Origin of the sequence: Anaplasma marginale str. Florida, from assembly GCF_000020305.1 — a bacterium.
GTDB lineage: Bacteria > Pseudomonadota > Alphaproteobacteria > Rickettsiales > Anaplasmataceae > Anaplasma > Anaplasma marginale.
Window position 1 is genome coordinate 686,942 of the sequence record NC_012026.1, and the last position, 18,406, is coordinate 705,347.

General features: G+C 48.9%; 18 protein-coding genes and 1 tRNA gene. 4 read left to right on the forward strand and 15 right to left on the reverse strand.

Features of this window, described 5'->3' with window-relative positions; all coding sequences use genetic code 11:
• Window positions 1-23 precede the first annotated feature (23 nt).
• The 5 genes from nuoK to AMF_RS07835 form a co-directional block, all read right to left on the reverse strand.
• Complete coding sequence (gene nuoK, locus AMF_RS07815) at window positions 24-350, reverse strand: NADH-quinone oxidoreductase subunit NuoK (RefSeq protein WP_012658995.1); 327 nt, start codon at window positions 348-350, stop codon at window positions 24-26.
• 48 nt (window positions 351-398) lie between these two features.
• Window positions 399-1,001, reverse strand: coding sequence for an NADH-quinone oxidoreductase subunit J (locus tag AMF_RS07820; RefSeq protein ID WP_010264832.1), 603 nt, complete (start codon window positions 999-1,001; stop codon window positions 399-401).
• Between the two features lie 188 nt (window positions 1,002-1,189).
• Window positions 1,190-2,482, reverse strand: a complete 1,293-nt coding sequence (gene nuoF / locus AMF_RS07825) for an NADH-quinone oxidoreductase subunit NuoF (RefSeq protein WP_010267794.1) — start codon at window positions 2,480-2,482, stop codon at window positions 1,190-1,192.
• A gap of 78 nt (window positions 2,483-2,560) precedes the next feature.
• Window positions 2,561-3,664, reverse strand: coding sequence for a 3-hydroxyacyl-CoA dehydrogenase (locus AMF_RS07830; RefSeq protein ID WP_227013300.1), 1,104 nt, complete (start codon window positions 3,662-3,664; stop codon window positions 2,561-2,563).
• Window positions 3,665-3,729: 65 nt separating this feature from the next.
• Window positions 3,730-4,170: a hypothetical protein gene (locus tag AMF_RS07835; RefSeq protein WP_010264834.1), complete on the reverse strand. Its 441-nt coding sequence runs from the start codon at window positions 4,168-4,170 to the stop codon at window positions 3,730-3,732.
• 199 nt (window positions 4,171-4,369) lie between these two features.
• Between AMF_RS07835 and miaA the strand changes: the two genes are divergently transcribed.
• The gene (gene miaA, locus AMF_RS07840) at window positions 4,370-5,287 is read left to right on the forward strand and encodes a tRNA (adenosine(37)-N6)-dimethylallyltransferase MiaA (RefSeq protein ID WP_010270171.1); all 918 of its coding nucleotides are present in this window, start codon (window positions 4,370-4,372) and stop codon (window positions 5,285-5,287) included.
• A gap of 45 nt (window positions 5,288-5,332) precedes the next feature.
• On the opposite strand, the gene AMF_RS07845 is transcribed toward miaA, so the two are convergent.
• The gene (locus tag AMF_RS07845) at window positions 5,333-6,040 is read right to left on the reverse strand and encodes a hypothetical protein (protein WP_010264842.1); all 708 of its coding nucleotides are present in this window, start codon (window positions 6,038-6,040) and stop codon (window positions 5,333-5,335) included.
• A 211-nt stretch (window positions 6,041-6,251) separates the two neighbouring features.
• Window positions 6,252-7,583 (reverse strand): DNA recombination protein RmuC, encoded by a 1,332-nt coding sequence (locus AMF_RS07850; RefSeq protein ID WP_181005422.1) that lies wholly within the window; start codon window positions 7,581-7,583, stop codon window positions 6,252-6,254.
• Between the two features lie 90 nt (window positions 7,584-7,673).
• Between AMF_RS07850 and serS the strand changes: the two genes are divergently transcribed.
• Window positions 7,674-8,963 (forward strand): serine--tRNA ligase, encoded by a 1,290-nt coding sequence (gene serS / locus AMF_RS07855; RefSeq protein WP_044051813.1) that lies wholly within the window; start codon window positions 7,674-7,676, stop codon window positions 8,961-8,963.
• 174 nt (window positions 8,964-9,137) lie between these two features.
• Here the strand turns inward: serS and AMF_RS07860 are convergent, their stop codons facing one another.
• From AMF_RS07860 to yihA, 4 genes are all read right to left on the reverse strand, one after another.
• Entirely contained in the window at window positions 9,138-9,683 is a 546-nt protein-coding gene (locus AMF_RS07860; protein ID WP_010267801.1) for a hypothetical protein, read from the reverse strand.
• 279 nt (window positions 9,684-9,962) lie between these two features.
• Complete coding sequence (hemF, locus tag AMF_RS07865; RefSeq protein ID WP_010267803.1) at window positions 9,963-10,790, reverse strand: oxygen-dependent coproporphyrinogen oxidase; 828 nt, start codon at window positions 10,788-10,790, stop codon at window positions 9,963-9,965.
• A gap of 220 nt (window positions 10,791-11,010) precedes the next feature.
• On the reverse strand, window positions 11,011-11,991 hold the full coding sequence (gene argB, locus AMF_RS07870) for an acetylglutamate kinase (RefSeq protein ID WP_011114422.1): 981 nt from the start codon (window positions 11,989-11,991) through the stop codon (window positions 11,011-11,013).
• Window positions 11,936-12,553: a ribosome biogenesis GTP-binding protein YihA/YsxC gene (gene yihA / locus AMF_RS07875; protein WP_010267811.1), complete on the reverse strand. Its 618-nt coding sequence runs from the start codon at window positions 12,551-12,553 to the stop codon at window positions 11,936-11,938. Before yihA ends, argB begins: the two co-directional genes overlap by 56 nt.
• Window positions 12,554-12,879: 326 nt before the next feature.
• On the opposite strand from yihA, the gene prfA reads away from it, so the two are divergent.
• Complete coding sequence (gene prfA / locus AMF_RS07880; protein ID WP_010267814.1) at window positions 12,880-13,959, forward strand: peptide chain release factor 1; 1,080 nt, start codon at window positions 12,880-12,882, stop codon at window positions 13,957-13,959.
• Window positions 13,960-14,196: 237 nt separating this feature from the next.
• Here prfA and AMF_RS07885 read toward each other — a convergent pair whose 3' ends face one another.
• The 3 genes from AMF_RS07885 to AMF_RS10640 form a co-directional block, all read right to left on the reverse strand.
• Window positions 14,197-15,729, reverse strand: a complete 1,533-nt coding sequence (locus AMF_RS07885) for an acyl-CoA carboxylase subunit beta (RefSeq protein WP_010264866.1) — start codon at window positions 15,727-15,729, stop codon at window positions 14,197-14,199.
• A gap of 260 nt (window positions 15,730-15,989) precedes the next feature.
• Window positions 15,990-16,829 carry a bifunctional DNA-formamidopyrimidine glycosylase/DNA-(apurinic or apyrimidinic site) lyase gene (mutM, locus tag AMF_RS07890; protein WP_044051794.1) on the reverse strand — a complete coding sequence of 280 codons (840 nt, stop codon included), beginning with the start codon at window positions 16,827-16,829 and terminating at the stop codon, window positions 15,990-15,992.
• The gene (locus tag AMF_RS10640) at window positions 16,807-16,938 is read right to left on the reverse strand and encodes a hypothetical protein (RefSeq protein ID WP_262406111.1); all 132 of its coding nucleotides are present in this window, start codon (window positions 16,936-16,938) and stop codon (window positions 16,807-16,809) included. Before AMF_RS10640 ends, mutM begins: the two co-directional genes overlap by 23 nt.
• A gap of 22 nt (window positions 16,939-16,960) precedes the next feature.
• Here AMF_RS10640 and AMF_RS07895 point away from each other — a divergent pair.
• Window positions 16,961-17,031 (forward strand) — tRNA-Thr (locus tag AMF_RS07895).
• 8 nt (window positions 17,032-17,039) lie between these two features.
• Here AMF_RS07895 and AMF_RS07900 read toward each other — a convergent pair.
• Window positions 17,040-18,392, reverse strand: a complete 1,353-nt coding sequence (locus AMF_RS07900; RefSeq protein WP_012658999.1) for a hypothetical protein — start codon at window positions 18,390-18,392, stop codon at window positions 17,040-17,042.
• Window positions 18,393-18,406: the final 14 nt, after the last annotated feature.

An 18,406-nucleotide genomic window follows, 5' to 3' on the forward strand; every position in this document is an offset into this window, starting at 1 on the left:
ACGTGCACCTTTGCCACCTTTAACTACATCTTTAACGAACTCGCCTCACTGAGGTCAATATCCCCAACATTTCTGAAATGCGCCAACATCACCGCCAGGCCCACAGCAGATTTCGCAGCCGCAACAGCGAGTATGAACACCGCAAAAGTCTGCCCCTGAATGTCCCCCTTATAGGCGGAAAAGGCCACAAAATTCACATTCACAGCCAGCAACATGAGCTCTAGGGAAAGCAAAACGTTGATCGCACTCTTTCGCCCTATCACTATGCCACAAGCACCAATGACAAACAAAGCAGCCGCAAGCACCAAAAAGTGATCCAGGGACAAGCCGGCATTGACTAAAAACTCCATACCACCTCCCCTACGTGGAGCGAATCAACCAACCTCAGCATAAACGATTCAGTCCGCATCAGAAACGCCCACACCTACTTCAGGTGAAAGTAACTTGATCCTAGATGATCTCCCAACCTGCTGGCCAACATCCTGCTTCAGGGACCGACCACTGCTCCCCCCGACTATCAAAATTAGGCTGCCAACCCCGGCAATGAGTAACAAAACCCCGGCCAGCTGGAACGCATAAGCGTATTCAGTGTAAAGCTGCAAGCCTATAAGGAACACGTTATCCACGCTGCCGAACCCACTGCCAGAACCATCGACTGCAGAGGACTTGGCATGAAAAACCGAGTATACCATGCAGCCAAAAAACAAAAACATGCACGCAACTCCAAGCGGATAGTGCTTGACCAAGCCGTGTCTGGACCCCACTCGACTGATATCCAGCATCATCACAACAAACAAGAAAAGTACGGCAACCGCCCCTACGTACACTATGACGAGCAGCATGGCCACCAGCTCTGCCCCCAACATGATAAACACGGCACTGGAGACAAAAAAAGTCAAAATCAAGCTCAAAACCGAGTATACCGGGTTTGGCAACAGGACAACACCTACAGCAGACAGTACCGCCACTCCCGCAAAGCAGAAGAACAAAAAGCTGAGCACCGACCCCTCACAGTGACAACATTAGGGATGATAGCACAACAGCGCGCAGGTGCAAGTTCATTCGTCCCAACCCATCGGCGATTTACACACAAAAGGCCCAGCTATGACACGATAACCCCAACAGCAGGGCTACAAGCACCATTTCAACTTGCAGTAAATAGAATACGCACGTGGTGCACCGCCCTCGTTCATGAAGCCGCGACCCGGCGCTTTTTCTTTCCCTTGTTACCAATCCGATCTTCAACCACGTGCCTGAAGTGGCGAAACAGGCCTTGTATAGGCCACACCGCAGCGTCCGCAAGCGCACAGATTGTATGGCCTTCAATCTGGGATGCAACGTCAAGCAGCTTGTCTATTTCGCCATCTTTTGCGGTCCCATCAACCATCTTCTTCATCATTCTCCACATCCATCCGGTGCCCTCCCGGCATGGAGTACATTGACCACATGACTCATGCATATAGAAGCGCGAAATTCGCTCAATTGCCTCCACCAAGTCTGTAGACTTATCCATCACTATCAGCCCGGCTGTACCGAGGCCAGATTGTACGGCCTTGAGGGAGTCAAAATCCATCAGCACATCGTCACAAACAGATTTGGGCAACATGGGAACAGACGAACCACCGGGTATGACAGCCAAGAGGTTATCCCAACCACCAATAACGCCACCGGCGTATTTTTCTATTAATTCTCGCATCGGGATCCCAAGCTCTTCTTCCACGTTACACGGCTTGTTCACGTGCCCCGAAATACAAAAAACCTTTGTCCCAGTGTTGTTTGGCCTACCTAAAGAGGAAAACCATTTGGACCCCCTGCGCATGATGTCCGCAACCACAGCGACGGTCTCAACATTGTTTATGGTTGTAGGACAGCCGTATAGACCCACAGCCGCGGGGAACGGGGGCTTTAACCTGGGCATGCCCTTTCTCCCTTCCAGGGATTCTAGCTGCGCGCTTTCCTCCCCACAGATGTACGCACCGGCGCCTCTGTGGATGAAAATATCCAAATCGTAGCCAGACGAGCACGCATTCTTTCCAACCAATCCGTGTTTGTACGCCTCATCCAAAGCTTGGGACAGCACTAGGTACTCATTATAGAACTCACCCCTTATGTAAATGTACGCAGCGGTGACGCCCATGGCGAAGCCGGCTATTAGAATTCCCTCTATGATCTTATGCGGCTCATATCTGATTATGTCTCTATCCTTACAGGTCCCTGGCTCTGACTCATCAGCATTAATTACCAAGTACGCTGGACGGCCTTCAGGACGTGTTTTGGGCATAAAGCTCCATTTAGTTCCCGTGGGAAACCCAGCACCGCCCCTCCCTCTCAACCCAGAATCCTTAACCTCCTGGATTATTTTGTCGGGGCCCAGCTCCAGTATCCGTTTTGTACCATCCCATGCGCCACGCTTCTTAGCCGCCCCAAGATACGGAGACTCTCGGCCGGCAAGGTTGGTAAACGCCGCATCCTCGCTTTTCACTCAACACCCCAACGAGCAAACAAACAGATACTAACCCTCAACTCCAAGAACAGCAAGCCTGTAGAACCAACCACCCGCTTATTTTTGCAAATCAAGTTTCACATTTACTATCTCAGCAAGCGCACGGACACCGTATTTCCAGCCGTAACCGGCCTGTAGAACACTGTCCACAGCACTTACTGCCTTCTCCCCACGCGACCCAACAAGGTAATTTACGTAAAGAAAGAACTCTCCCCAAACCAGCCTAGAAAACCTATTGAACCTATCATCAGCATGCGGCTCCGCTAGTGTGGAATCACCACTCTTGATGCCTCTATAAAGCCCGCTAGAAAGATCTATAACCTGCTCCATCTTTCCATCACGCACATCATACGCACGATAAAACCCCCCTCTACCGCCGCTGGACCCAGTAAACCCGTCAGCAATCATTGCAAAAACGACGTCTGGTAGTTTGGCACGTGCAGCACGCAGCGGGTCATTTTCATCCAATAGCTGCACCAAATCGTCCAAGAAAGCAATAAAATTATCCAATCCGAGCGTGTCTAGGATGGAAAACGGACCTGGTAGCGGGATGCCAGTGCGCTCATTGGCAATCAGATGGTCAGCCACCTCAACCCCAATACCGCATTCATAGGCAGCTGACACGCACGTGGCCACCCAGAAATACCCTATCTTATCAAAAAGCTCGCCCTCGCCCTCAGAGTATGTAAAAACTTCAAGCGTACCTTTATAAAGCTCCTTTATAGAGCTTATAATATCCTCAGACTCTCCGGAGTGGGGGACGAGTTCCAGCACCGATGCTCCGCGGAAAAATGTGGGGAACCGTATTGAGGTCAGTTTGCGGAGCAGTTGTTCCGGCACTTTTTTTCTGAGCTCATCCCGTAACGCGGGCTGCACATCGGAAGATAAAAAGCACGCCACGTTGTCTGGAGCCACGGCGGAGTAAAACTTCGCCTTCTCATCCACCCCACCGGCGATGAGCTCCACTACCCAATCTACCCCGCTTAAATCGCAACATTTTGGATCAAAATTGCGCGGCTCAACACGCTGGTCAAACTTTTTCGAAGCCGCAGCTACATCGTTGCAGAAGAGTACTAAACCGCCCTCTCGCGGTATTAGAGTTTCTACTGCTCTTACGCTAGACAAAGTTGGATCTAGAACCGCTAACTTCTTTATTCGCAAAAGCCCCTCCAAAAACGAGACCAGCAGCCATGTGCTGCCAGCAATGCGCCAGGTGCACAAGTCTATTAGGCGCCGAATTCCTCTTCAACCTTCTTAACTATGTCATCTGGAGGGCTTTCACCCCAACCGGAATAGAGAATCTCGCCATAGAGCGCAACATCCATAGAGCCGCTCTTGCTTTTTGCAAGGAACATTTCTCTCTTACCCTTGTCAACCAGTACATAGTGCCAAGCTGCTCTGCCCTTGTCTTTGCCTCGGACAAGAAAAAGGCAATCCAGCCTGCTTTTCCTGGTAGCACTAGCAAACCCCTCACTGCTTGCTTTGGTAGTTCTAAGAACGCTTTTGTCCTCACTAAAAACCGCGGGTTTGCCGGGCCTATTCTCCACAAGCTTGGCAAACGGCTTACCGGCACCTTCCTCACTCCCTCTCTGAGTAAAAGATTTTTTCCCACCGAACCTAGCGGCGAACCCCTTCCCGCTACCAGCGGAACCCCCCTGATCCGTCATCGTGCAAATCCTTCAAAAGTACAACAATCCGGCAAAACAGCAACTCGCGTAGAGTGTACCATGCGCAGTGCCCGAGTTCAACACTATTTGGTCATGGTAGTTGACATTGATTATCAAAAACATAACCCTACTTTAGGAATACGCGTGGTAAAGTACATGTAGCATGTTTCCCGCGTAACAAATTATACTAGCAGATACCGTGCATAAACTATTTATACTGACCGGGCCAACGGCTTCGGGAAAATCTGAGGTTTCTAAAATAGTGGCAGAGCGCCTAGGGTGCACGATAATCAATTGCGACTCGAAACAAATTTATCAGCATGTTCCAACAATTACTGACCAGGCAGAATACCTGCGGACTAACCCACAGTTCGGGCTGTATGGCTACGTGCACCCGAGCAATAGTTATTCTGTGGGATTATGGCTGGAAGACGCAAAAAGGGAAATATTGCTTGCTTGGGAGAAAAAGTCACCCGCAATAGTTGTCGGGGGAAGCGGGCTATACATCAGCAGCTTGATATATGGGCTTTCAGAGATACCTCCGGCGGATGCGCACATCAGGCAAAAGGCCAGGGCTCTGCTTAGTGAAGTTGGAAATGATACATTTTTCGAATTGCTGCTCCGCAGAGACGCAAATGTTTGCAAAATTGACCGACGCAACTCCAACCAGCTCCTGCGCGCCTTTGAGGTATTCGAGAGCACCGGAGTTTCGATATTCTCCTGGCGGGAGCGCTGCCCGAAAAAGCGCCCCTTTGAAAACTGCGAGGTGTGCGTGTTATTCCCCCCTAAGGAGGAGTTACATCCCAAAATTAATAGCAGGCTGGTTGACATGATAAACTCGTCCGCAGTGGCTGAGGTTGAGTATTTGATGTCACTAAACTTGCCTGCAGACGCCCCAATCATGAAGGCCATAGGAGTGCGGGAGGTCATAGAATATTTACGCGGGAACATAAGCTTGCCCGAAGCTGTAGAGGCTGCGCAGAGAAACACGCGGCAGTACGCTAAGCGCCAGTATACGTGGCTTAGAAGGCAACTACCGCAGGATGCACAGTTCCTCCCCACTCGTGAGGAAATGGTGCAGCACCTAGTATCCAGATTAACCGAGACGGAGAAGTAAAAACCAACGGCCAAGCTGCCAGCATTTGGGCCGGGTACCAACCTGCTAGTCTACGTATCTGTACGTATTGATAGTAAACTCAAACGGCACTACCCCGGCGGAGGCCATTCTGACGTTAGATAGAGAGAAAGAAACCAACACTTTGCGGCGTTCAGTTGCAGCTAGCACGCCGTGCACTATGTGCTTAACTCTAAACTCCACAACCGCACTGCTGAGTGAGGCCACGCTGCGGGGCAGTAGTTCGACCTTATCAATCACCGCCTCTAGGGATATGGCATCAGTCTTGTATTTTGATATCAATGGGTGTATAATTGCACCCCGCTCCATGATGTTTTTGAACGCAACAAACACCCTTCTGGATGAGTTATTCTTCACGAAGCCCAGCTGTGCCTCTGTGCCGTCGGGAGAGTATGACTCATAGCGTTTTACGTATTCCCCCGCAAGGTAGGAAGAAAGAAGATCCTCCTCCCTTTCCTCAACATCCACGCTGAGCCTTTTGATCAGCAAGAATTCGTCGCTGTACCGATCTGTATATTTGATAAAGCTAAAGTCGGTCTTGGTAGGGAACATGGAGTACGTATCCCACATCAAGAACAGGAGAAACGTCACGAAAACCACGAGTGAGACACACAGCCACGCCCTCTCGCTGACGGCGGCCAAATATTTACGGCAATACCACTCCAGTGCATCTTCAAAGTACTTCTGACTCTCGCCGATAAATTCGCTCATTCCTTTCAGATCATTCCCCGACACTGTGCGGCAAGAACCCCACTTCCGACTGTTTTGTGGCCGTACGCGCATGCTAATTTAAAACAGTTGCTATTGTATTGACTAGGCAGCAATCTAGGCGGCTATGGGGATGTTTCCACGTTTTGCGCAAAAAGTCCACACATTTCTTAAAATCGCAACCCTATGCCCCCAACCAGGGCCTCAAGCCGCTCTATTTGGGGCATTTGGGCTGTTTTTAACCATCAACGGCGTCTACTTCCAGGCTTTTTGAGGTCCGCACCCCCAGATTTTTCAGGCTTTTTGTACGAGCAAGTATGTTCCCATGCCCTTCAGAAAGCTTTTTCATCACATCGCGGTATGCGCTACCAGCGGTATCTATCTGCTTACCTAACTTTTGCATATCATGAATAAAAGACGCAATCTTGTCGTACAATGCCCCTCCTTGGCGGGCAATTTCCAGTGTGTTGCGATTTTGGTTCTCCAGCCTCCACAAAGATTCAACCGTCTTCAGGGTTGCCAACAACGTAGATGGGCAAACCACCACGATCTTACGATACCACGCATATTTGTGAAGTTCGGCATCTGCCTGAACGGCTAGAAAATAAGCGCTTTCTATCGGGATAAACATCAGCACAAAATCTGGGGTATTAATGCCTTCAACATCAGAGTATCGCTTACTGGAAAGGTCACTTATATGTGCCCTTACGGAGCCCACAAAATGCTTGAGGTGCGTAAGCCGGGCATCTTCTTGCCTTTCTGAACAGTATTTCTCATAGTGCACTAGTGACACTTTCGAATCCACAATAATATGCTTATCGCCGGGTAAAAGTATCACAACATCTGGATATTGCTTTCCCCCTCCTTCAACGCCCTGCAGGCCCATACCTGCACCGTGCAGCTTATAATCCTGCCCTCTGCGTAGGCCGGAATCTTCCAGCACTCTTTCTAATATGACCTCACCCCAATTTCCCTGGATTTTTGCTTCTCCCTTAAGCGCGTTGGCTAACCCTTCAGCCTGAAGTGTAATCTTCTCATTGGCGAGTATTATGCGTTGAATCTCGTTCTTTAGCGAAAATTGCTCCTTACCATGCTGGATAAACGCCTCTTCCAGTTCACGCTTCAGGGCTTTCATATTCTCCTTTACCGGCTCCAATACTCCGCTCAACCCCTCGCGCGACATTTTATTTAATTTATCAACTTTTTCATCAAAAATCCGATTCGCAAGGTTTTCAAAGTGTACCTTACACTGCTCATCAACACACTTCAAAAAGTTGTCTAGTTGCGCGCCGCCCTGCTCCAAACTCTTTTTCTCAACTTCAAGCACCAAGGCCCTGTCTTTGGCATCTTGCAACTTGAGCTGCAAAGACTGCACTTCCTCCTTCAAAAAAGCATTTTCATGTTCTGCACCCTGAAGTTTCTCCTCAAGATGCTTTTTTGCGGTGCTAACCTCGCCATAGCTGCGGTATGAAACCCGGGTCTTCAGCGCAAAAATATACGTAGCAGTGAACACGCAAAGTGCTTCCACCACCAATATAGACACTGTATACCAGGTAACATCCAGCGTCATAAGTGCTACCCCACACAAAATGGTCTTACAATTGTAGGGCTTATCATATAGTATGTCTAAGTTCTTTTGAAGCGCGATTCAGGAATTCCAGTGCACGACATTGAGCTTATTAAAAAAGACCCTGAGCTGTTTGACAGGGCCATGATATCCCGTGGCTTTGGTGAGCAGGCGGAAAAAATCATCGAATTAGATCTAAAAAAGAGGGGGGAGCTGTCTACTTTGTATTCCCTACGAGAACAACGAAACGCAGTAACGCGGGAGGTGGCCCTCTTGAAGCGTAGCGGAATCGAGTGCACACCCCAAATCGAGGCCTCCAAGAAACTGGCTGAAGAGATAGAAACGCTTGAGCACAGTATTAAGGAGGACACGAAACTTTCCAACTTACTTGAAAGCCTCCCTAATGTCCCTGACCCTATAGTGCCGGTAGGCAAAGATGAGAGTCATAACGTTGAAGTGCGGTCACACGGACAGAGGAGAGATTTCGCTTTTGGTATCAGGCCCCATTATGAGCTTGGCGAAATGCTGAATTTGTTGGATTTCAAGCGCGCCGCAGTGCTGTCTGGAGCCAGATTTTCCATTTTAAAAGGTCAGCTTGCGGAGCTAGAGAGAGCACTTGCAAGCTTTATGCTAGATATGCACACCAAGGAGTTTGGGTATACAGAAATATCACATCCGGTCTTGGTGAACGAGCGCACAATGTACAACGTGGGTCAATTACCAAAGTTTCACGATGATTCTTTCCGCACTACAAACAACTTCAGGCTTGCACCGACCAGTGAAGTTGCACTGGCTAATCTGGTATCGGGAACAACGCTCCCACGTGACTCCTTGCCGATGAGATTTACGGCATATTCCCAATGCTTTAGGGCAGAAGCTGGAAGTGCCGGCCTAGATACGCGGGGCATGATGCGACAGCATCAATTTGGCAAGGTGGAGCTCGTTAGTATTACTACAAGCGACGCATCAAATGCTGAGCTTGAGAGGATGACTTCAATCGCGGAAGAGGTATTGAAGAGGCTAGAACTCCCGTATAGAGTTATGCTATTATGTTCAGGGGATATGGGGTTTTCCGCAAGCATTTCTTACGACTTGGAAGTGTGGATGCCGGCCCAGGACAAGTATAGGGAGATTTCCAGCTGCTCAAACTGTAGGGATTTTCAAGCCCGAAGGATGGGAGCGAAGTATTTCTTCTTCGAAAACAAGAAAAAGCACTCCACACTGGTACATACCCTAAACGGTTCTGCGCTCGCTATCGGGAGGACAATAGCCGCTATCATGGAGAACTATCAGAACGAAGATGGATCCATCACTATCCCAGACGTGCTCAGAAAGTACACCGGAACAAGCGCAATAATGCGCGCAGAAGATGCCCTGCCTTGAGTCTGCATCAAGCCAGAGTCGAAAAGGTGGGGCTTCCTCCGGACAGCGTGCGCAGCAGAAGCTGCAAACAATACTGTGAAGTGGTAATCACTGATGGGCACACGCCTACATGCGTGTATCTAGTCCCATGTTTTCGGAACATACAGTTCACAAATGCACAAGGTGCATTGTGCCTCAACCCCATGATAGCGACGGAGGGGCGCTGCGTATACTATCGCGGTTACTATCGCGGTCAGATGCCACAACATCACTACAACTCTCCATATCAACCTGCACGATATCCAGACATCTTATTTCGGGTAACGAGCACTCAGTGCTTGCATCACGCTTGGGCGTCGGCACCGTCGGCATCCCGGACACTTGGGCTACACTACGTTCAGGAGGCCAAATCTCGATTTCAATTAAATTTGGAACATATACCTCTCTAAACCTGCGCTCGGATGTAAGGCACCCCGGTAGCGGAGCCTGGTTTACCGTGTTTCTATGTAACAGATTATTGAACCTGTAAGAGGTACTCGTCATCTGCGCAGCAAGACATATGCACAATCCAATTAAACACAAAACCGCACCATGAATGGAGAGCGAAATGATAATGTGCTTGTCAACATCCTGTTTGCTGTATTTACGCACAATATACGACGCACCCGTAAAGGCAAGTGCACTGCAGGTAACCACAAGAGCGGCAACGGACCCAACTACAACCGCTTGCCTATTGTTCACAATTACCCCACAACATATTATACAAACTCGCGCTCAGCGTGCATAATGCTATCATGTATTATGACAACTTCAACATATTTCTTAGTATATTTACCAATTTTGCCAACTGTAACCGGCCGCGCGTCCTGGGATAGATACCGTTACACGCAGTTGGAACAGCCGTGCTTTGGTGGCAATGTAACCCCGGCAGAATTTATATGTCTGCACGCTGGGCCTGCTGCACAAAACTTAAAATCGGCCAACCCGCATACCGTTAGGAAAACCCATACTGGGCCTGGCCTATTCCCATCGCACCAGAGGAGGCATGGACATCATTATTGCATCCGGGTTCCCATTGGTCATGAGGCCGAATCTTGTTCCTCTGTCGTATATAAGATTAAACTCAACGTACCTGCCACGCTTCAATAATTGAAAATTACGCTCCTCTGCCCCCCATGTTTTGTGCATGTTTCTCCTGACAATGGCAGAATACACCCGCAAAAAGCATTTTCCAACCTCCTGCGTGAATGCAAAATCCTGCTCCCAGTTTCCAGTGCATAGGTTATCGTAAAATATCCCGCCTACACCGCGCATTTCTTTTCTGTGAGGGAGGTAAAAATACTCATCACATCTTTGCTTAAACTTGGGATAGTATTCGGGATTAAACTTATCGCACGCAGCACGTATGCCCTCGTGGAATGTGGTTTTGTCATCTTCATCATAATATGTAGGGGTCAGATCCATGCCGCCACCAAACCAACTTTTCGAAGTGCACATAAACCTGGTATTCATGTGCACCGCAGGTACAAATGGAGACTGCATGTGTGCAACCACGGAAATGCCACTTGCCCAAAAGTCGCCCCCACTCTCCTGCGCTCCAGGTATCTCACACGCAAAGTTACTATCCATTACGCCGTACACCGTTGAAAAGTTTACCCCGGCCTTCTCAAACACTTTGCCAACAATCACGACTGACTCACCACCTCCACCACCTTCTCTGTCCCAGGTCCTACGCTTAATCTCCGGACGGCTATCAGAAAACTCCTCTTCGATCGCTAAAAATTGATCAACAATCCTATCGCGCAACTCGTGAAACCACCCTGCAACCCTTTCCTTTTTTTCGTTCATATAAGTCCGATTATTATCAACACGTAAAGCGTATACAAATTTCAAGCACAAACAACCACAAAGCAGCTACACGCGGATCACTACCACACCCAAAAAACCATACCAAGCCAAGTTGCGGGACAGAACTCGAGGGGAGAATACACACAACGTTACCCACAGCAACACCATACGGGAGAAACCCGGTGCTTAGGGAAGCTAGCCGCGCACAAGCGAGACGAACTTATTGTTCCCCGCGGAACTCACAGCAGAGTGTTGTACCGGTGCCGTGCGTCGTAAATAGTTCTAATAGCAAAACATGAGGTATGGCACAATCGACTATATGGGACGTGCCACATGTTTCACGGGAAAATTTTATACAGGCCTGCAGCTTGTGCAGCATATTTGCACTCATTCCCTCATCTTGCAAAAGCTTCTCGGCTCCGTCTGATGAGATCTCTCGCAACAAACAACCCTGGGCATCTTTTACGCAATCTGCAGCATCTGCCAAAAGTACAAGTTTCGCTGCAGACATAGCTGAAGCTATTGCACCAGCCATAAGATCAGGGTTCACTATGTAGGTGGCCCCATTGGTACCACTACACACCGGTGATATCACCGGAACAAAGTCTGACTCCTCAAGAAGGAATAGCAGGTCTGTATTGACTTCACTAGGCTCCCCTAAAAACCCAACGTCCATGATTTTTTCTATGTTGTTCGGCCCCCCGTCCCTCAGGGTACAGCACATCTTTTTCGCTCCCACCAAGCAAGCATCCTTGCCACTCACGCCCACAGCGGAACCCCCAGCATTGTTTATCTGCTGAACCACCTCCTTGTTCACGAGGCCTGACAGGACCATCTCTGCGATTTCCAAAGTCCCCACATCCATAACCCGCAAGCCGTTAACGAAAGTGCACTCCCTGCCAAACCTTGCTAAAACTTCCTCAACTTTGTAGTCACCCCCATGCACCACAATCGGGTTTATGCCAACCTGCTTTAATAACACCACATCGCTCGCAAACCTCGCAGCAAGGTTTGCGTCCTTCATTGCGGTTCCATCATATTTGATTACAAAAGTCTCCCCCGAAAACCTCTGTATGTAGGGTAGAGATTCAGACAACACCTTAACGTCACGCAGCCACTCACTATTTCCCGAAAATTGACCATCATTAAGCTCGGACATCGCGCCCCCCTGGCCATTCTTTGACACATTTTGAGACTTCATGAACCAACTCCTTTATCCCCTTTCCAGACTTGCTGCTAGTCCCAATTATTGGATGCAGCAACATACAACACCCCTTCACCCTACTCTGCACGGCAGACAGAACGTCGTTAAACTCCGTGCACGCCAATCTGTCAATCTTAGTCAGGACCAAACTGTAGTGTATGCAGCGCTCCTCAAGCCAGGATATAAAATCCATATCTACTTCCTTGAGCCCGACTTTAGAATCTATAAGCAAAACCAGCCTATGTAAAGCTTCCCTAGTCAGCAAGTAGTGTTCCACCAACGACATGTAAGAACTCGCGCTTTCTTTTGATGCTTTGGAGTATCCGTAGCCAGGAAGATCAACAAGCGCAAGTGCGCCTTCATTGAGGTAAAAGTTGATTTGCCGGGTAGACCCCGGATTGGAAGACACTCTGGCACCTTTCTTGTTTTTCGTTACTGCATTGATGAGGCTAGACTTCCCAACATTAGACCTTCCTGCAAAAGCAACCTCGGGCACCTGAAAGTCTGGTAGGGAATGCTTATCTTGCACTCCAGCAACAAACCTGCACTTAGACAACATACACGGCCCACAATTTCACAGCACCCAGTGTACATTGCGCGGCGGAGGTATAGTATCAAAAACTTGCGATTTTCTGATAGCAACGGGTAGTACATCTCAGCAAACACCATGACTGTTCCACATGCCCCCACCTGCGTGGAAACGTGTCACAACACTGAATGCACCTGCACACATGCGAAACTTACTAAAGTGCATTGATTGTTTTAATCCACGTGCGCGGCATACAGCACAAAAAATTTACAATGTTTTGCATAGATGTTAATATGGCCGCGGTTTGCGCTTGCGGTTTTGAACGGCTGCCCTAGCCATGAAGTACAGGTAAAATTATGAGCTTTGAAGACAGCCTTGAGGGGTTGTGCGAGAAATTTCGTATCTTGAAACAGCAGCTGTCGGACCCTGAGTCACTTGGGGTTCAGGCTTTCGTTGTTGCGTCCAGGGAATATTCTGACCTACTACCTATAATGTCTCTGATTGAGGAATATCAGACAGCGCAGAAAGAAATTGAAGAGCTAGAAGGGCTCATCAACAGCACAGATACAGATGCGGAGTTAGTCCATCTGGCAAGGGAAGAGTTGTACACAAAGCAAAAGTTAATTCCAAAATTAAAGCACCAGCTGCAATTGTCTCTACTGCCAAAAGATAAGGACGACTCCCGCAGCGCGATTCTGGAAATCAGAGCTGGAACCGGAGGGGAGGAAGCTGCGCTGTTCGTGTGCGATCTGTATCGTATGTATATAAAATATGCGGAGAGAAAGTCGTGGAAGGTGGAGCCCATCGGCATCTCTACTACTGGCATTGGCGGATATAAGGAAGCCTCTCTGTGTATAGGAGGAAAAGACGTGTTCGCGCGGTTGAAGTTTGAGTCTGGCGTGCACAGAGTGCAACGCGTACCGGAAACCGAATCTTCGGGCAGGTTGCACACTTCCGCAGCAACCGTTGCTGTGTTGCCAGAGGTTGAAGAGGTAGATCTAAAAATTGACGAAAAAGACCTCAGAATAGACGTTTACAGGTCGAGTGGGCCGGGAGGGCAGTCAGTAAACACGACTGACAGCGCCGTTAGGATAACGCACATACCAACTGGCATAGTGGTGATCCAACAGGATGAAAAATCCCAGCACAAAAACAAGAGCAAGGCTCTAAAAGTTCTGAGGGCAAGGCTGTACAACCTAGAAAAACAAAAAATAGAAGATGAGATATCGAAAATGCGCAAAAGCCAGATAGGTTCAGGGGACCGTTCGGAGCGTATCCGGACTTACAACTTCCTCCAGTCCAGGATTACCGACCATCGCATTAACATGACGCTATATAGGCTTGAGCACATAATGAAAGAGGGGGACCTTGATGAATTTGTCGATGCCCTCATCGCCGATGACCAAGCAAACAAACTGCAGCAGATTTCCTCCTAGCGCGCTACCGCGCATTTACCCATAACCTACAGCAACCTACCTACACCGGTTCCGTCAAAGGCAGCAACATTCAGAGTCACGACCTCATTGGTAATACACATAGTACACAGCCAACGACCTGCTCAGAAAATCAGAGCCTATGCATCAAGTACATCTTCACTCATTGTTGCCGTGGCAGCCGCATTGCCGTCACAACTAGGCCCCCGTCCACAGCCTCACATGCCACAGATGGCAGCGCTATAAAGGAAGGTTATCGTGCTTGCGCCAAGTGCGTGCGATCTGTTTGTCGCGCAACAGGCTCAAAGCAGAGTGCAGGTGTTTCCTCGTGGAGGACGGCACTATGACATCATCTATGAACCCTCTCGACGCTGCAACGTAGGGGTTCACTATCTTATCATTATATTCCTGCACCAATCTTTGCAAACACTCCTGGTCTTTTTCATGGCGGAAAATAATTCCAACAGCGCCTTCCGAACCCATGACTGCTATCTCAGCACTAGGCCAAGCATAGTTGACGTCGCCGCACAGGTGCCTCGAATTCATCACAATATAGGCACCTCCATAGGCCTTGCGGACAATGACGCTTATTTTCGGCACGGTCGCCTCTGCATAGGCATATAGTAACTTCGCACCATGGGCTATTATGCCGGAATATTCCTGCGACACACCCGGCATGAACCCAGGCACATCAATAAGTGTGACAATCGGTATGTTAAATGCATCGCAAAATCTTACGAACCTGGCAGCCTTTCTAGAGGCATCAATATCCAAGCACCCCGCCAGATGCAGCGGCTGATTTGCTACAAACCCCACGGTATGGCCGCCTATCCTGCCAAACCCTGTGATGATATTTTTTGCGAAATCTGGCTTTAGCTCAAAAAACACTCCCTCGTCACACACCTTGTGTATCAGTTCGTACATGTCGTACGGAGTGCTGCTACTATGCGGAACCAGCGTATTTAAAGACTCGCTTTCTCTGTCCACAGCATCTCTTGTCTCTCTGAATCTGGAAGAGCTCCTATTATTTGCAGGCATAAACGAGAAGAACTTCCTTATCTGGCACAGCGCGTCAATTTCGTCACTAAAAGCACGATCGGCAACTCCGGTTTTCTTCGTGTGTACGGCAGAGCCACCCAAGTCTTCCTGGGTAACTTCTTCAAACGTGACTTTTCTAATGACGTCTGGCCCGGTAACAAACATGCACGAGCTGCCGTGCACCATGAACACAAAGTCAGTGAGCGCGGGAGAGTATACTGCGCCACCCGCACACGAACCCATTATTAAGGATATCTGCGGGATTACCCCGGACATTTCAACATTCCTACGGAATATTTCACCGTAGCCGGCAAGAGAATCCACCCCTTCCTGGATGCGGGCACCTCCGGAATCGTTAATGCCTATCACGGGCACCCCCACCTTGGCAGCTATGTCCATGACATGGCAGATCTTTTTCGAGTTCATTTCGCTCAGAGAGCCGCCGAATATCGTAAAATCTTGTGAGTACACGCACACCCTCTGGCCGTATATTGTGCCAGAACCGGTGACAACACCATCCCCCGAGATTTTTGCCTTGTCCATGCCAAAGTTGGCTGATCTGTGTTCCACAAACACCCCGTATTCCTGGAATGAGCCTTCATCAAGCAGAACTTCAAGTCTTTCCCTAGCGGTGAGCTTGCCCTTGCTATGCTGTTTCTCCACTCGGGACACACCACCACCAGACTTGAGCTTAGATTTCTTACTCTCCAGCTCTTGAATAACCGCAGAACACATCACATACCTGAACAAATTAAACTGTAGTATGCGAAATTATACCAAAAAAATCTCTCGATTTTCATCTTTTGTAAAACTAGGCAATCTACCCAACATCAATTTTCAGAATCGTAGGAGATTTCGAACCCGGCTTTATAACCGCAAAAATTCTCCAATTCCTTTCCAACTAAACACACAGATCATTCAACCGATTCTATGCCGGCACAAATTGCGCTCATGTATGGCGCAACAGGCGCCCATTTGTGGACCACAATCAATATCTATTCCCAACTTCGCGTTGTCATCCATGACGGAGCTACCGCTGGGCATAGCGCACAAAAAAACGTGCTTCTCCCGCCGCGCCTCTCTGAAAGTATGCGCGCCCCACAAACATTACAGGGTTGCCCTGCCCTTTGGTAAACCATAAAATGCTGCTGGAACCCTCCCGCGGCACCAGTGGGAATTTTATAATCCCTGATGGTTGACCCACCAGTATTTATGGCAAGCTGGAGAGTGGCTTTGGTTTCCCGCACGATCCCCTCGCATTCTGCGTAAGAGATACTGCTCATCGCTCGCATGGGCAACACCCCGGCTCTGAATAAAATCTCCGATGCGTATATATTCCCTATTCCGGCAACTATAGCATTATTCATCAATACACTCTTCACGCATGCCTTGCTCGGTCGCATTAAATACTCTGCGTTAAATTCAGCAGAAAGCGGATCCGGCCCGATTCTTGACGCGATATTCTCATATGCCTGAAAGTTGACTAGCAACACAGCCCCAAATCTGCGTGGATCGTTGAAAACTACATGAAACCCACCATCCAGAAGTAAGGCAACGTGGTCGTGTTTTTCCCGCACGTAGGGCCTAACGTGGGCCATTCTACCACTCATGCCCAGGTGAAACATAACGCGCTCACCTCTGCTCAAAACGAACACCAAGTATCGCGAAATTCTGCATACAGACTCAATCTTCCTGCCTACAACTGCGCTTTCAAAATCGTCCGCTATCCGGACGCGCAAGTCACGCCTATATACTGTAACACCTTCCACATGCCTACCAACGGCCTTGCTAGCGAAGAATCTGGAAATGACCTCAGCTTCTGGTAGTTCTGGCATCTTCAACGCCGGAAGATTTTTTCCTTTTACGGCGAGCAATATTCTTTTTTAAGAGCTCTGCCAGCCTCTTTTTTCTATTTTCAATGTTTATCTTTGACTTACCCATCACAAAAAACTACAATCCCGTTTCCGCCGTTATAGTTTAGTGGTAAAACGCGTCCTTGGTAAGGACGAGCCTCAAGTTCGATTCTTGGTAACGGCACCCTGAAGTTAACTATCAGTTTTTTTCTCCCTTGGGTAGTACTTCCTATCAACCACCGGGTATGCACCTCGTTGTATAGGCTCCCACTCTGCATCCTTGGCAACAGGCTCCCAGTCTTGGGGATCAGCTTGCACGCTATCACTAGTCATGTTAGCGGCCTCAACAGTCATGTTAGCAGCCACATCATCCTGGAGTTGTTCGGGGCATTCAGAAGCACGCCGCCCGAGCACGATGGGACTAGTTTCAACAGGCAACGCAGCCTTGGCAGCCTTACGTTTATATACATAAGCATCAATGCCACCTACACAAGAGGATAAGCCATAGAACACACAAGAGACCAGCGGCGGAGCTATAACACCAATGATCCATGGAATTGGGGGAAGTAAGAATGCGACAAGCACAACCACTGCAGCACCAGCCAGGGCCATGAGTATTCTATGCGTTGGACTGGCAGCTTCTGGAGGAGCGAGCCACTTTATCCTGCTGATCTTCTGTGGTTTATAATTCTCTATGACATCATATTCTGTAGTATCCCTCTTATGCACAGGATCTTGCATGGATACTACCGGCACCCTGGCAGAATGGAGTTCAGCTACGGTCTGAATAACTGTACATATTGAGATCAGGATGGAGAATGCACCCACAGCCAAACCAGCTGCTACAAAACCGGCAGTACCAGCAGCCACAGCAGCGACCCCCAAACCAGCAACACAAGCAGCAATCCCCACACCGGTTACAACAGCAGTACCAGTAACCCCACCAGCCAAAGCACTGGCACATGTACCAACACATGTAGCAGTACTGGGTGTGGTACCAACAGCCTTGGTGGCATCCTTCAGCGTACTGGGATCTGCCTCAGCCATGACCTTGACAATACCAGAACTGGTAGCAACCCCAGCTATAACCTTATTAGTCCCGCCAACAGCAGTACCCTGATCCACAGCAGCCTGAGCTGCATCCTCAGCCTTGGCCTTACCAGTCAGGAGCTTGGCAATTCTTCTATTACCTGTTCTCTCAGCTATAGGAGTTACAGGAGTAAGAACAGGTTGTAATGATTGTACAGTAGCTAGTCCTTCTTCCTTTACTTGTTTAACTTGCCTACAAGATTCAACTAAATCTCGTATAGAACATCCTGTTATCACTGAAAATAACACTGCAGCTACGCCAGCCACTGCTACAGCTGCAATGATGGGTGGACAACATGCTGCTACTGTACACAACATTATTGTGCACAGCGCAGCTACGGTGCAGACCATCATCAGCATGCCCATGTTTATGAGCACTCCAGATACTGCATGTGCAGTGTTTGCTGCTGCAATACGATGTGCGCGTGTCTTTCCTATTTGTGTGTTGGGACTCAACCTTCCCCCCCCCC

What these genes read in the sequence shown, in the direction of transcription:
- argB (WP_011114422.1), bottom strand. Translation starts at nt 11,991, where the DNA reads ATGAAGTCTCAAAATGTGTCAAAGAATGGCCAGGGGGGCGCGATGTCC.
- AMF_RS07885 (WP_010264866.1), bottom strand. Translation starts at nt 15,729, where the DNA reads ATGTGTTCTGCGGTTATTCAAGAGCTGGAGAGTAAGAAATCTAAGCTC.
- AMF_RS07850 (WP_181005422.1), bottom strand. Translation starts at nt 7,583, where the DNA reads ATGACGCTGGATGTTACCTGGTATACAGTGTCTATATTGGTGGTGGAA.
- prfA (WP_010267814.1), top strand. Translation starts at nt 12,880, where the DNA reads ATGAGCTTTGAAGACAGCCTTGAGGGGTTGTGCGAGAAATTTCGTATC.
- nuoK (WP_012658995.1), bottom strand. Translation starts at nt 350, where the DNA reads ATGGAGTTTTTAGTCAATGCCGGCTTGTCCCTGGATCACTTTTTGGTG.
- hemF (WP_010267803.1), bottom strand. Translation starts at nt 10,790, where the DNA reads ATGAACGAAAAAAAGGAAAGGGTTGCAGGGTGGTTTCACGAGTTGCGC.
- yihA (WP_010267811.1), bottom strand. Translation starts at nt 12,553, where the DNA reads ATGTTGTCTAAGTGCAGGTTTGTTGCTGGAGTGCAAGATAAGCATTCC.
- AMF_RS07835 (WP_010264834.1), bottom strand. Translation starts at nt 4,170, where the DNA reads ATGACGGATCAGGGGGGTTCCGCTGGTAGCGGGAAGGGGTTCGCCGCT.
- mutM (WP_044051794.1), bottom strand. Translation starts at nt 16,829, where the DNA reads ATGCCAGAACTACCAGAAGCTGAGGTCATTTCCAGATTCTTCGCTAGC.